General features: G+C 59.0%; 17 protein-coding genes and 1 pseudogene. 10 read left to right on the forward strand and 8 right to left on the reverse strand.

The annotated features are described in order from the left end of the window. Positions 1-17 precede the first annotated feature (17 nt). From ACVJ5M_RS46965 to ACVJ5M_RS46985, 5 genes are all read left to right on the forward strand, one after another. Entirely contained in the window at positions 18-1,700 is a 1,683-nt protein-coding gene (locus ACVJ5M_RS46965) for a flavin-containing monooxygenase (RefSeq protein WP_354100448.1), read from the forward strand. Between the two features lie 1,718 nt (positions 1,701-3,418). Further along, positions 3,419-3,892, forward strand: coding sequence for a hypothetical protein (locus ACVJ5M_RS46970; RefSeq protein ID WP_354100449.1), 474 nt, complete (start codon positions 3,419-3,421; stop codon positions 3,890-3,892). Next, positions 3,889-4,155, forward strand: a complete 267-nt coding sequence (locus tag ACVJ5M_RS46975) for a hypothetical protein (protein ID WP_354099268.1) — start codon at positions 3,889-3,891, stop codon at positions 4,153-4,155. Before ACVJ5M_RS46970 ends, ACVJ5M_RS46975 begins: the two co-directional genes overlap by 4 nt. Before the next feature lie 366 nt (positions 4,156-4,521). Next, positions 4,522-4,683, forward strand: coding sequence for a hypothetical protein (locus ACVJ5M_RS46980; RefSeq protein WP_354099267.1), 162 nt, complete (start codon positions 4,522-4,524; stop codon positions 4,681-4,683). A 379-nt stretch (positions 4,684-5,062) separates the two neighbouring features. Continuing rightward, complete coding sequence (locus tag ACVJ5M_RS46985) at positions 5,063-5,755, forward strand: helix-turn-helix domain-containing protein (RefSeq protein ID WP_354099266.1); 693 nt, start codon at positions 5,063-5,065, stop codon at positions 5,753-5,755. 310 nt (positions 5,756-6,065) lie between these two features. Here ACVJ5M_RS46985 and ACVJ5M_RS46990 read toward each other — a convergent pair whose 3' ends face one another. Further along, entirely contained in the window at positions 6,066-6,218 is a 153-nt protein-coding gene (locus tag ACVJ5M_RS46990; protein WP_354099265.1) for a hypothetical protein, read from the reverse strand. 11 nt (positions 6,219-6,229) lie between these two features. Continuing rightward, complete coding sequence (locus ACVJ5M_RS46995) at positions 6,230-6,565, reverse strand: hypothetical protein (protein WP_354100450.1); 336 nt, start codon at positions 6,563-6,565, stop codon at positions 6,230-6,232. A gap of 1,132 nt (positions 6,566-7,697) precedes the next feature. Here ACVJ5M_RS46995 and ACVJ5M_RS47000 point away from each other — a divergent pair. Then, entirely contained in the window at positions 7,698-7,928 is a 231-nt protein-coding gene (locus tag ACVJ5M_RS47000; RefSeq protein ID WP_085398234.1) for a hypothetical protein, read from the forward strand. Between the two features lie 122 nt (positions 7,929-8,050). On the opposite strand, the gene ACVJ5M_RS47005 is transcribed toward ACVJ5M_RS47000, so the two are convergent. From ACVJ5M_RS47005 to ACVJ5M_RS47030, 6 genes are all read right to left on the reverse strand, one after another. Beyond that, the gene (locus ACVJ5M_RS47005) at positions 8,051-8,308 is read right to left on the reverse strand and encodes a DNA ligase-like domain-containing protein (protein WP_341850583.1); all 258 of its coding nucleotides are present in this window, start codon (positions 8,306-8,308) and stop codon (positions 8,051-8,053) included. Next, positions 8,305-8,487: an ATP-dependent DNA ligase gene (locus ACVJ5M_RS47010; protein ID WP_341850582.1), complete on the reverse strand. Its 183-nt coding sequence runs from the start codon at positions 8,485-8,487 to the stop codon at positions 8,305-8,307. The genes ACVJ5M_RS47005 and ACVJ5M_RS47010 overlap by 4 nt, the downstream gene beginning before the upstream one ends. 343 nt (positions 8,488-8,830) lie before the next feature. Continuing rightward, a complete protein-coding gene (locus tag ACVJ5M_RS47015) occupies positions 8,831-9,172 on the reverse strand; it encodes a hypothetical protein (RefSeq protein WP_179945622.1) in 342 nt (113 codons plus the stop codon). A 157-nt stretch (positions 9,173-9,329) separates the two neighbouring features. Then, the gene (locus ACVJ5M_RS47020) at positions 9,330-9,524 is read right to left on the reverse strand and encodes a hypothetical protein (RefSeq protein ID WP_085398232.1); all 195 of its coding nucleotides are present in this window, start codon (positions 9,522-9,524) and stop codon (positions 9,330-9,332) included. After that, on the reverse strand, positions 9,521-9,757 hold the full coding sequence (locus ACVJ5M_RS47025) for a hypothetical protein (RefSeq protein WP_144030543.1): 237 nt from the start codon (positions 9,755-9,757) through the stop codon (positions 9,521-9,523). The genes ACVJ5M_RS47020 and ACVJ5M_RS47025 overlap by 4 nt, the downstream gene beginning before the upstream one ends. Positions 9,758-10,269: 512 nt before the next feature. Continuing rightward, entirely contained in the window at positions 10,270-10,500 is a 231-nt protein-coding gene (locus tag ACVJ5M_RS47030) for a hypothetical protein (RefSeq protein ID WP_038960229.1), read from the reverse strand. A 106-nt stretch (positions 10,501-10,606) separates the two neighbouring features. On the opposite strand from ACVJ5M_RS47030, the gene ACVJ5M_RS47035 reads away from it, so the two are divergent. From ACVJ5M_RS47035 to ACVJ5M_RS47050, 4 genes and pseudogenes are all read left to right on the forward strand, one after another. After that, positions 10,607-10,753 (forward strand): hypothetical protein, encoded by a 147-nt coding sequence (locus tag ACVJ5M_RS47035; RefSeq protein WP_231145604.1) that lies wholly within the window; start codon positions 10,607-10,609, stop codon positions 10,751-10,753. A 202-nt stretch (positions 10,754-10,955) separates the two neighbouring features. Next, positions 10,956-11,876: a non-homologous end-joining DNA ligase gene (gene ligD, locus ACVJ5M_RS47040; protein ID WP_354100451.1), complete on the forward strand. Its 921-nt coding sequence runs from the start codon at positions 10,956-10,958 to the stop codon at positions 11,874-11,876. Between the two features lie 177 nt (positions 11,877-12,053). Continuing rightward, a complete protein-coding gene (locus ACVJ5M_RS47045; protein ID WP_162478972.1) occupies positions 12,054-12,512 on the forward strand; it encodes an Hsp20 family protein in 459 nt (152 codons plus the stop codon). 72 nt (positions 12,513-12,584) lie between these two features. Beyond that, positions 12,585-12,909: pseudogene (locus tag ACVJ5M_RS47050) on the forward strand (hypothetical protein). Positions 12,910-12,917: the final 8 nt, after the last annotated feature.

Raw genomic sequence — 12,917 nt, forward strand, 5'->3', positions numbered from 1 at the left:
CAACGGGAGGTACGTCAATGAACAATGTGCAAGCGGCGCAACGGACTGGCGCGAAAGTCGACTTCGATGCGGTCATCATCGGCGCCGGATTCTCCGGCATGTACATGTTGCATTCGCTACGCGACAAGCTCGACCTGAAGGTCACGGTGTTCGAGGCTGGCGACGGCGTCGGCGGCACGTGGTACTGGAACCGCTATCCCGGCGCGCGCTGCGACTCCGACAGCTACATCTACTGTTACACCTTCGACAAGAACCTGCTGCAGGAATGGAACTGGTCCGAGCGCTATCCGGAGCAGGATGAGATTTTGCGCTACCTCGAGCACTGCGCCGAGCGCTTCGACCTGAAGCCCGACATCCAGTTTGGCAAGCGTGTCGTCGAAGTGGTCTTCGATGACGCCACCGAGCTGTGGACCGTGCGCACCGACAAAGGCGATGCCGTCACGGCGCGCTTCGTCATTCCGGCCGTCGGTGCCCTGTCGATCGCCCACATGCCGCCAATCAAGGGGCTGAGTTCCTTTAAGGGCAAGTATTACCACACGAGCCAGTGGCCGCACGATGGCGTCGACTTCACCGCCAAGCGTGTCGGCATCATCGGCACGGGTGCAACGGCGGTGCAGGCGATCCCGGAGATCGCCCAGCAGGCGAAGCACCTCACGGTTTTTCAGCGTACGCCGAACTTCTGCGTGCCTGCGCGCAACGGTCGTGTCGACCCCGAGGTGACCAGGGCGCGCAAGGCCGATTACGACGGTATCCGCCAGCGCATTAAGGATTCCTTCTTCGGGTTCGAGCTGAATTTCATACCGAAGGCGGTGCTCGAAACAACGCCCGAGGAGCGCGAGCAGGAGTTCGACAAGATGTGGGACGCCGGTGGCTTCGCCTTCTGGCTGGCGAACTATCAGGACATGTTCTTCTCCAAGGAGGCGAACGATGTCATCGCCGAATACCTCAAGCGTAAGATCCGCTCGGTCGTCAACGACCCGGCGATCGCGGAGAAGTTGACGCCCAAGACTTACCCCTACGGCACCAAGCGCCAACCGCTGGACACCAACTATTTCGAGACGTTCAACAAGAAGAACGTGGCGCTGGTGGATGCGAGCACCGATGGTCCAATCGAGGAGATCACGCCGAATGGCATCCGCGCGGGTGGCAAGGAGTATCCGCTCGACATCATAGTCATCGCCACCGGCTTCGACGCGATGACCGGCCCGCTGAAGAACCTCGGTATCAAGGGGCGTGGCGGCCGGGCACTGGCGCAAGAATGGGCGGATGGCCCGCAGACCTATCTCGGCGTGGCCATCACCGGTTATCCCAACCTGTTCACGATCACCGGCCCGCAAAGCCCCTCGGTGCTGTCGAACATGCCGGTCTCGATAGAACAGCATGTCGAATGGATCACCGAGTGCATCGCCCACATGCGAAGAAACAAGCTTGCCACGATTGAGGCAAGCCCGCAGGCGCAGGACGCATGGGGCGCCCATGTCGCCGAGGTCGTGAATACAACCCTGATGCCCGGCACCAATTCCTGGTACATGGGCGCCAACATAGAGGGCAAGGCACGTCGGTTCTTGCCCTACCTCGGTCCGGAGGGCGTCGGCGGATACCGCAGAAAGTGCGCGGAGGTCGCGGAGAACGGCTACGAGGGCTTTGTGTTCACGAGCGCAGGCCAAGGCGGGACCGTGCATACGATTGCGGCCGAATAACTCAACGAACCCTGATCGGGAGTTGCGTTCAATGTCGCGTCTCCCGGCATGGGCCGACCGCGCTTCGACGCCGTCTTGTGCCGAGGCTGCTTTTTAGATTCGCTTTACGACGTCGGCGCGAAAGCGAACGACCGCTTTGCGCCAAGCGGTCACCGACAACTGATAAGCTTATACATCTTTGCTTATCAGCCACGGACTGACTCCGTTTGTGTAATTTCCTTATCAGTCGCGAACTGGATAGCTTTCGTATGAAAGCTTATCAGTCGGTGAACTGACTCCGTCTTGCTCGAAAACTTATCAACCTTCAAAAGGCCGACGCGCTCAAGCTCCATGGAAGCAATCGCTGCATGTTCACGGCAAATTCGCTCTAGTCTACGGAATTCCCTTAGCTCTCGGTCCACGTGCCCTCCGCGAATGTGAGGCAATGATCACGTCAACGATCGACTGGTGAGAAGCGATGACCAGTAGGTTTCCAGTAAGTAAGGCTTGAGCAAAACGGGAAAATCAAGCAACTCATTAGCGGTGCTTAGAAATGGAACCCGAACACCACGGCGCCCTTTAGAGGCGCCGGGTGAAACGGCGGGCGTTGTCCACACCCACGACAGCCAGCAGCTCGCGCTCGTTGTTAAAGGTCGCAAAAAACGGCCCCAGCACAACTAGATGCCGGAGGCCGTTGGAAGCCTTGGCGGTAATGGGGGCGCCAAGATCTACTAAGATCTAGGAAGATTCGGCAATCGGGTCTGTATGCCTTCCGACATAGGTGGCGCCACTGCTCGCGCTCTCTGAATGATCCTTAGCCCGCGCAAAAAGCTACGACCCCAACCATTGGCAAGCTGGGGCCGTGCTGTCACTTAGCTTCCGACCTACGGGGAAAAGGCCAGAAGCGACTCAAAAATGCTCCGTACCTGAGAAGGTTCCTGAGCCGTGGGCCGTGGGGACAAACGCGGCCTTGTGCTTGGGGTTGAAGGCCCGCCAGCTCAGCCAGCCCCGGCGGGCCTTCCCTCACCTATGTTGGGCATCCAGCCGATTGTGAAATGGATCATACAGCAAGCTGGGAGCGCTGCAGTAGGATCATCTCACCGGGGCTGGCTACATATTTCACTTAGATCTTTTCACCCGGATTTTTTCGACAATGAGGCCGCAGCGGCCCTCCTGCTGCGGCCTTGATCTGGGGCATTTTATGGATGGCATCATGGCCAAGGAAAATTGTTTGATCGTTCGTGCTGCCGCGAAGACAATTGGACCTGTTACGCGGTGAAGCTTCCCGCATCGCAAAAGGAGCCAAAGCCGATTGGTGGATTGATCACGTAGAGGTCGGAAAGCGCTTTTGCTTTGAAGATGCTGAGGCGAAAGAGTCATTCGCACTCGCTTGCGATAGCATCGGCATTCCGCGCCGAGACGGTTAGTCCAACGAAAACACCGCCGACCTTGTGAGCCGGGAGCTGAGCTTCAGAATTGCGATCCGGACTGACGACCGCAAGCGCATTGTAGCAAAGCGCTCAGCAAGCGTGAAGCGGCCTCGTTGTTATCCGCGGCGTTCTAGCCGCCCTAGCGCCAGCCGTATCCTTTGATGAACACGCATTCGCGGATGACCAACGACACGAAGGCCGCAATCAGGGTTCTGGGCAGCCTATTGACCAACCTCTTGCGCCCCGCCCAAGCCCGCGCGCAAGCCGCAGCGGCTGGCTCGGCACCCGGCGAGCGCCTATCCTCTTGCCATGATCAATGACGCCCCCCTCACCCGCCGCCGCTCCATCAATCCACATGAGGAGACCTGGCATGTCTACTTCACCGATGTCCGCGTCGGGACCATCGGCATGCGCGCCGGCGTACCTGTGCACGCCGATCAATGGGAATGGTCGGTCGGCTTCCATCCCGGCATGGATCCAGGCACCGGGCGAAGGGGCATAGCCGCCACCTTCGAAGCCGCGCGCGAGGCTTTCGAGTCCGCATGGTCGGGGCTACAGCCAAGCATCCCCCACAATGCCTTCGCCGAATGGCGCCACGATCGCGACTGGCGGGCCGAGGTTGCGGCCAAGCGTGCGCGGGGCGAGAACCTCGACAGCGAAATTCGGAGCACGCTGATGCGTTGCGTCTGCGGGACCACATTCGATAGCTGGAAACCGGCCGAGAGCTACCAGCACCGCCAGCACGTCTATGCCGCGCAGGCGGCCAATGGGAGACGCCGATGAAGCACGCCACAGAAAGACCCTACGCGGACCTGGAGACGGCCGCGCGCAAGCTCGTCGAGCTCGCAGCCAACGTCCAGGCCGTGCAGGACGGTCGCATCTACATCGAGCGGATCAACGCGCCGTTCATGTTTGAGTTGAAGGGCAGCGGTAGCGAGTTCGGCGCCGCGCTTAAATACGCGATCGAACGCGGCTGGTTATGGAAGCACGAAAGCGGCACGTATGTGAAGCTGCTCAGGCCTGGAGAGAATCTTCTCGCTCGATAGGGAGCCGCCACCAATGTGGTGCTGCGCCGAAGCGGCGGCCCGCCTGACCACTTCGTCGGGCGGATGGCTTGAGTATGCGGTGACTGAAGGCTGGCCTGTCCGGAGCGCCCCAGCGTCATCATGCCCCTCGGCCAACTTTGATTCTTTCAAGCCATGTGCAGGCGCAGCCTACTCCCTGTTTTACGATTGAGGGCGGGCGGAGCTTCGCCCTTGTTCAGCTTCTCGGCCACAACCTCTGCCGATGAATGAGAGAGTCCAGTTAGAGGCGTCCCGTCCGGCGTGACTGCAGGCTGATCTGTTGAAGTGTCCAGCACTGTGAATCGGCCGTTCTTGGGATGCTCGTACCGAACGACAAAGCGGTCTGCCATGAGGATCGCCCTTTCCTTCATGGTTGCGCTCACCTCAAGTGAGTTTGTCGATGGCCCGGGGGCGGGCTCCCATTTGGCCGGCAAAAACCTGCAATACCCGCGCTACCTCCGGACGCAACTCGCGAGCAATATTCCTTATTACAGCAAGCTGTGCCTGTAGCTCAATAAGGAGTTCTAGGTGTCGCGGGTGTCATTTGGGCGGCGTCAAGGCGGGAGACCTTAGCCAGTCGCTTATGTGGGCACCCGTCTCGGCGGTCCTGGCTCGCTTTAGAAGGGCCTCGCGCTCGCTGCCAGCCGGCAACTATCGGCCATCGTTTTGAGTTTGGCGGCCGGTTCGGCCATTCGTTCTTACGCAAATAAGTCCGGCATTTTCGCCTTTTAGTCCATAGCATGCAGTTTAGCCCTTTTGGCCCATCAACCTGACATTGTACCTTGGTACAATGACCCAAGGGACATCCAACGAATATGGTCGCTCGTCGAACGACCTGCAGGCACGAGAAGGATTTTCAAAGGAATTTGACGCGGAAGAGGAATGACCGATGTTTGTGCGTATCACAACGGATCGACGACCTCAGCCCAACACGCTCGATGAATTCGGTTTAGCGAGTACATTCAGCCGAATAATCGGCCTCGGTGAGTTTACATACCGAAAAGGCACCGAAATCTTCGGCGAAAAAGAGCCCGCTGTATATGTCTATCAAGTCAAGCAGGGTGCGGTGCGAAGTTACAAGTTGCTCTCGGACGGTCGGCGTCAAATCGCTGCCTTTCACTTAGCGGGCGATATCTTCGGGCTTGAAAATGGCAACCAGCATCGATTTACCGCAGAGGCTGTCGTCGAAACCGTCGTGCGCCTGATTAAGCGAGAAAGCCTTCAATCGGCAGCCACTAGAGACGGAGTTGTCTCGCACAACCTGCTCAGCATGACCACCCGCAACCTGGAGCATGCAGAAAACCATATGCTGCTTCTGGGCCGAAAGACCGCGGTAGAAAAGGTTGCCGCCTTCTTACTTGAGATGGATTGCCGCACCGGAGCAGACAAGATGTCGCTCCCGATGACTCGTCTCGACATTGCGGACTATCTCGGCTTGACGTTAGAAACTGTTTCTCGCGTGCTAACTAGCTTGCGTAAAGCGGGCGTCCTTACGTTCGTCGACCACGATAGGCGAGAGATCATGTTAAACGACAAGCGGCGGCTTGCCGATTTCGATCCGCAAGGACCGGCACAGCCCTGATGCGACGGCCGCACTGGCATCGATGATAGAAAGCAGACTCTCCCACATCGATTATCGCGCACATTGCGAGAGTAGCGCGAAAGGTTCGTTGATTTAGATCAATTGGTCGCCGACGACAAGGTTCAGCGCTCGGCAATGAACAAGCCTTCCGAGTCCGATAAGCCCGAGCTCAAGCCCACGCGCTTGGAGGAGGCGCGCCGGATCATTGAGGATTACGCGAATGACCTTCGCGAGTTAATCCGAAAGCTCCGTGAGAAGATGAATTGAAGCGGATTGGATTACGGACCCGGCCCTACCCTGAGTACCCAGCCTAAGCAATTTCCAGCGGTTTTCGGACCGCCTCTACCAGCGCGTATCCCGCGGCCGTCAGATGAATGCCGTGAGGAAGGAAATAGGTCAGGTCGGCCGTGTTCTGGAGCTGCGGAATGGAGCCGATGTCAGGAACGACATAGCCGTTTGCCACCGCTCCGGCGATCAGCAGCGAGTTATAGTAGTTACGGCAATCCCCCCCGAAATTTCCCGTTCCGACGTTGAAGTTGGTCCGTGGGAGGATCGTCGAAGCGACGATCTTGGTGAAGCCGGCTCTTGAGCCGCCACCACGTATAGCAGAAAATAGTTGTTGTAGAGGTTTTGCGCCGATGCCGCATTACCGGTCTGCGCGTCCGCTACGCTCGCATAGGTGATGACGCCGATACCGTTGGTCGGATCGATGATGTGGAGGACGTTTCTCGCCTTGGTCGCATCGAAGAGCCCGAGCACGCGCGCGCGGTTGGTGTAGGCCGTGGCGAGCGTCTGGCCGGCCAGCCCCATATTGTAATATTCCCACGACGTCGCCTTGCGGGCCGCGGGCCAGCTATGGGTAAAAATGCGAAGAATGCAGAGTGAGCAAGCACACCTGAAAGGTGCCGCTACTTACTGCTGCTGGTTGGCAAGGAGAAGCAACACTTTGCGGCGCTGGTCGGAGCGGCCATGTGTTCGGCCTGTTTGCGCGGTTCACGTGACCGCTGGCCATAGCCCTCCGCGGATCAGGTCCCATAAGGCCGTTGTGTTGAGCGCATCCCTTGATGCGCTACCAGGGAAGGTTAGCGATCGCGTAGGCAACAAACGCCAGTAGCGCAATCCAAGCGAACGGCACGCACCAAGACCCCACTGCACGCTACGTGCTGAGGCCTCGCGTAGCACGGCCGCCTACAGCGATAAAATCATCCATACCGCCCCCAACGCACTGAAGATCGACAGCACGACAAAGCCGAACCGATATGAACGTTCCGCCCAATCCATAAGCGTCCCCTGCTTATGCAACCTGTGATGAGCCATATCGTTTGAGGGTTGTGGCCGAAAAGAAAGTAACATTGACGTAAGTGCACTTTTTGGCCCACTGAGGCGCTCTCGCAACACCCACAGTTCGTGCTCCGGATCGAAAAAGGGGCAATCCGATGATAAACCGGATGGCAAAGAAGGCTCCGCCGGCGACAATGGCTGTCGCACCAATCGCGAGCACCACTCTCCAAGCCTCTCCAATCGCGCCTCGTACAAAAAACGCCCCAGCATCGGGCCGGGGGGCATGGTGATGCTGGGGCCTCCGGACAGGCTCTTGTCTTGCGGGACAAAGACCGTCACCGCGAAACAGAAGCCGCGACACCGTCTAGACGTTCCTGGGCCAAGTCTTAATCTGTGGTGCTGTGGCTGAATCCCCACATCTTGCCCGAGGACGCGCGGGATCTAAGCCGCGCTGCCCTCGGGTGCAACTGTCCGGTCCAGCCCGGATTCCGTCGCCATAGGCAAACCTACGCGATTCCGACGTTCGGCAGACCGAAGCGCCCCCTTTTCCACACCCACGATCGGCAGTAGCTCGTGCTCATTTCGAGCCGTCAGGAATCGATACGCAGATTTTGGCGCGTGGTTTCAGGAACGTTCGCGTGGTGCCGTCATTTGGAGAGCGATGACGAGCACGACCGTAGTTCTCATTCCTGGCATGCTGAAAGCCCTTCGTCTGGCGCGCATTTACGGCTTTATGGTCGAGCGCAGAGACGGCCTGTATTACCCCGGCAGCAACCTGCCGGCATGCCCGAAGGCTTTGGCAGAGAAGATGGTTGAAGGCGGCTGGCTGGTGAAACAGGGGGAGCGTTATCAGCCTACAGAGAAGGGTTGGAAAGCAGGAGAAGCCGGCTAAAAAGTTTGGCTGCTGTCTGAGTGCGCCATGCCAGGGTTCAATGCCCGGAGGTTATTTCAAAGTGGAAGCGGCACAGTTTAAGCAACGGCTCCAGCCATTGGCTAGCTGGAGCCGCGCTGTCATCAAGCTTCCGACCCACGGGGTTTAGGCCAGAAGCGACTCAAGAATGCTGCATGAAGATGCCCTCGGAGCGGCCCCGCAGCAGCCGGGCCAGATTGGCCTTGCGCATGGGACAGCGGCAACCTGCGCAGGTCGTCGCCCTGGCCCGCCAGTATGTCGAAGGCGTAGAGCTGCACCTCCGCGTTGTACTTGCCGGAATGCAGGCCACGGAAGTCGGAGACGCCGTCGACGCCCAGGAGCACCGCCTCGCCATCGATCACTGCCTGAGCTTGCGCGCGACCTCGACAATCCACGGGAACCGCTTCGTATAGTCCGCCCCACCCTTCGTGATCAGACGCACCCGGTCGCCCTTGCGGATGACCTGCAAGCGATAGCCGTCGTATTTGACCTCATGGAGCCAGTCGGGGCCGGTCGGAACCCGGTCCCGTTTAGTCGGCAATGAAAGCTGAAACATCGGCCGAAAGATAAGCTGAAATTATCCCGGCTCAAGAGTACCGGCACACGCCCGGCCCTGAGGAACGGCCCCCGTGCTGCCAAGTTTACCTGATGCCCTGCCCTAACAGGGCACCCCTGCATGTACCCCAGCTCGTGAACACCCCTGTCCGCGGGCTGGGACTTTTACACAAACGTCTGCGGCCTTGCCGCCGTCATCTGTCCTTCCGTAGGACGACGCCGGGGCCGAACGACCCCGATCAGGCGGCGACGTCATCCGCGCCGCGAAGTTGTATCGTCCGAGCGGCGAATCCTGAGCATTGAGCATCCGGATGGTTCTGGACGCTGCATCATTTGTCCGTAAAGAATGTGAGGAGCACTTTGCCTTTTTCGCCGATCAGGCAAAGAAAAGTCCGACGGGTGTCGCTCTTACCTTTTTCAAGATAGGCATCCCCGATCACGATGGTGCGAATGATCGTGTCCTCGACTTTTGCATTGGCCTTTGCAATCGTCACTCCATCAACGTCAAACGAGATATCTTTTATCGCGGGACTGCGTTCTTTCAGCGCGATGAGTCCAGTTGTGCGGCAGGCCTCAAGTTCCGGAGGGAGGTTTTGGGCAACAACAACACCGAGAGGACACGCGGCCACAATACTGAAGAACGCGAAGCAGTACAGTGATCGGATGCTCATGTGACGCCTCCCCTTCAAACCACGAACTGTAGACCCGTCGGCGCAGGTTGGTGCGTTCACTTTGGTACACAATTGAACATTTGGTGGTCCTCCCGCCCCCCGGAAAAAAGGCCCGAGGTCGCCCTCGGGCCTTTGGCATTTTCAGCGGGCGTCTGGTTCAGAGCCACAGCCACGCGAATAACGACGTGATGAGGGCCCAGCCTATGAGCTTTTCAGCGAGAACCTGCGCATAGCGAAAGTCGTTCGCGCCGTAGGCATCGAGGTCGAGCTGGCGCATTGCTTCCGAGAAATAGCCGCCGCTCACGAGGACAAAGAGCACTGCCATGATGACGTGGTAAGTCTGGTCGCTCATGGCTGCAACTCCTCGGGCTTGGTGCCGGTGTCGAGCATCAGGTTGACAAGCAGCGCGATGTGGCGCGGCACGGCCAGCTCGCCGCTGACCCACCTGCGCACGGCGCGTGGCGTCGCGGCGATGGTCGAATCAACCGGCGCCCGGCTCGGGTGTATGGACGCATCCCGACAAATGCCTATGTCCGATTGGCGAACACGTCGTTCGCCAATGACGAATACTGCGTTCACGACCATACTGGCGCCTCTGGTGGCACGCCAATGATGCGCTTAATTTGTCCTACAATGGGACTGGCGATGACGACTTCAAAAATCCGCTCCCGCCCCTATCTCAGCCCTATGCTCTCTGCGTTCGACTTTTGCCTGCCGACCGCCGCCAAGATGATGCCGGCCGGCCCCGGCTGGAAAAGTTAGGAACGGCTCCACCTGGTGCAGCATTCTGTCGTGGCGCGCGTTGCTATGAATACGGGATGACTCTTGGTTGGAAAGCCGCAGTTTCATGGACCGGTTGCAAGAAGTTGCGACGAAGAAGGTTTTCGCAATTATTGCAATCTTTTGCTCGACGGATTCCAAGTCCGCGTATTCCTGAACGATGCGGAGCAGATCGAATACACTGCGGCAAATCCTGAAGAAGGGTGGGTTCGGGTAATTCCTCCCGGCAACTCGTTGTCCGCTCGCGTTACTCTGACGGGCTATGTTGAGATCAGGATTGAGCGAACGTCCAGATCAGGGCGCACGTGAAGAGCCGCCTAGCTCTTCTTTGCCTTTTTCTTTTTGGTAGCTTTCTTCTCAAGCCGCACGCCCTTGAATTTCTTTGCGGCCTTCTTGCCCTTCGCGGGCTTCTTGACGCCCATGAATTCGCCGGACGCCTTGTCGCGCTTAGTGAAGGCGGAAGCTCCACCCAATGTCGTCTTCGTCTGCGAACGCTTCTTGACCGCACCTTTGCGAGCGTTGTCGCCGGTGGGCTTGTTGACCGCCATTTCGTCCTCCCGATATTGCTTTGCCTCTCTGGTGCTGCTGCTCACAGTTTCTGGAACGAATCGGGCCCCGGCAAATTGAATCCCGGCTTTGTGGAGTTGCGTATCTATGGGTCAGTCCCGGTGGATCCCTTCCATTATTCCGGCCTATGAGCCGACCGTTTATCTGGTCGCGGACGATTTTGGCCGCGCCGGCAGCGCTTGGCGCGAGACGGACATGGAAGCGGCCGACCTGGAGACGGTCATTAAAGACTGATGGCGGGCCAGTGCAAACGACCTATCAACGTCTTCGCCTTCAACACTTCGGAGCGCTGGTCCGAAGATGTGTCAGAGGATGTCGCTCGCGAAATTCAACATCGCTGTAACCTCCAACTGAACGACGTCCCCTCGCATCTTCAGGAGTTCGTCGATCGCTACGCGCCTCAAGATGCGCAGTTCAGCCTGCGCCTCGTGTAACCATGGCCTTCCAGCGGAAAAAGCCGGATGCACTCGGCGTCAAGGCGCCCCTGCCCGGCTTCATCGCGCCGGCTCTCGCCTCCGCGACCGACCGCGTGCCATCCGGCGAGCGTTGGATTCACGAAATCAAGTTCGACGGCTATCGCGTGCAAGTCCACCTCGCCAACGAAGCCGTCAAGGTCTTCACACGGCGCGGCCACGACTGGACCAAGCGTTTCAAGAAGGTTGCCGATGACGCCTGGCACATCAAGGCGAGCTCGGCCATCATCGACGGAGAGATTGTCGTACCTGCCACCGACGGCTCGACGGACTTCTCGGTCTTGCAGAATGAGCTCAAAGGCAAGTCAACGAAGATCGTTCTGGTCGCTTTCGATTTGCTCTACCTCAACGGCAGGGACATCCGGAAGTTACCGCTGTTTCAGCGCAAGGCGGAGCTGAAGAAGATCATTGCCGGCACCGACGTTCAGTTCAGCGCGAGTTTCGAGATCGACGGGAACGAGATGTTTGCCCATGCCTGCAAGGTCGGGCTCGAAGGCGTCGTCTCCAAGGTGCGCGACAGCGTCTACCCGGTCGGCCGCACCAACAATTGGGTCAAGAAAACCTGCGCCCAGCGCGAGACACTCACCATCGCCGGCTTCGCGCTCGACGACGGCAAATGGGACGGCATATACCTTGCTCGGCGAAAGGGTTCTGACCTGGTTTACGCTGGCAAGGTCGACCATGGCTTCGACAAGAAGTCGGCGGCCGAGCTGCGGCGGCGCCTCGAGCCGCTGGTCCGGAAGACACAGCCCTACGCGAAGCGGATAGCGCACAAAGGCATCTGGGTCGAACCGAAGCTGCTGGCGGAGATCGAGTACCGGGCCAAGTCGGCTGAAGGCAAGGTGCGGCATCCGTTCTTCAAGGGGCTGCGCGAGGATCTGTAACGGCGGCGATCGGCGACGATTTTTTTTCAACGCCTCTTGAAACCAAAACCGACTCTGCTAATTTTTTTGTCGCCATCTGACGATGTGTCCGGGCGCCTGATGGGCCCGGGCCAAGAGACGGGCACCGGTTGTGTCCGGTGCCGCTCGTAGACATCTTGCTCTTAGGAGGATTTGGCTATGCGCACCCACGATTTTGCCCCCCTCTGGCGCTCGACCATTGGTTTCGATCGCCTTTTCGACCTCGCAGAAACCGCTCAGCGGGCCAGCGAGGACAACTATCCGCCCTACAACATCGAACGGCTGGCGGATGATCGCTATCAGATCTCGCTGGCGGTGGGGGGTTTCTCGCCCGAGGACATCGTCATCACCGCCGAGCAGAACGTGGTGACGGTCGAAGGCAGCAAATCCGACAAGACCGAGCGTGATTTCCTCTATCGCGGTATCTCGCACCGCAGCTTCAAGCGCCAATTCAGCCTCGCCGAATATGTCCAGGTGAAAGGCGCCGCGTTCGACAACGGCTTGCTGACCATCGAACTCGTCCGCGAGATCCCGGAAGCCATGAAGCCGCGCCGAATTGCCATCGGTGCTGCCTCGGCCGGCAACGTGCCGAAGCTGGAAGCTAAGGCCGCCGCCTAGCGCAGACGCCATTGGAGCCGCGCGACAAATCGTGCGGCTCCCATCCATTCGTCGAATGAATAGGAGAGGACCATGCGGCCGACGACCGCTGACGACAACGTTTTCGATTTCGACGCTCTTCTTCATCCCGGCACGGTGTTTGAAGCACCGAGAGACGTGCTGGATCATCCGGCGCTGACGTTGAGCGAGAAACGCGCAATCCTGGCATCTTGGGCGTCCGACGCGTCCGCGATCGCCTCTTGCCCGTCGATGCGCGCACCTGCCGGGCTCAAGAAGCCCGTATCGATCGACGAAATCTTGGACGCATTGCGCGCCCTGGACGGTGGCCCCCCGGACGCCACCCGGCGGAAAGCCCTACCGTCTCCGTTCGACCGAACGTGCAGCTGCGGCGGCGTAGTTTCAGAG

Source organism: Bradyrhizobium sp. S3.7.6, assembly GCF_054061875.1.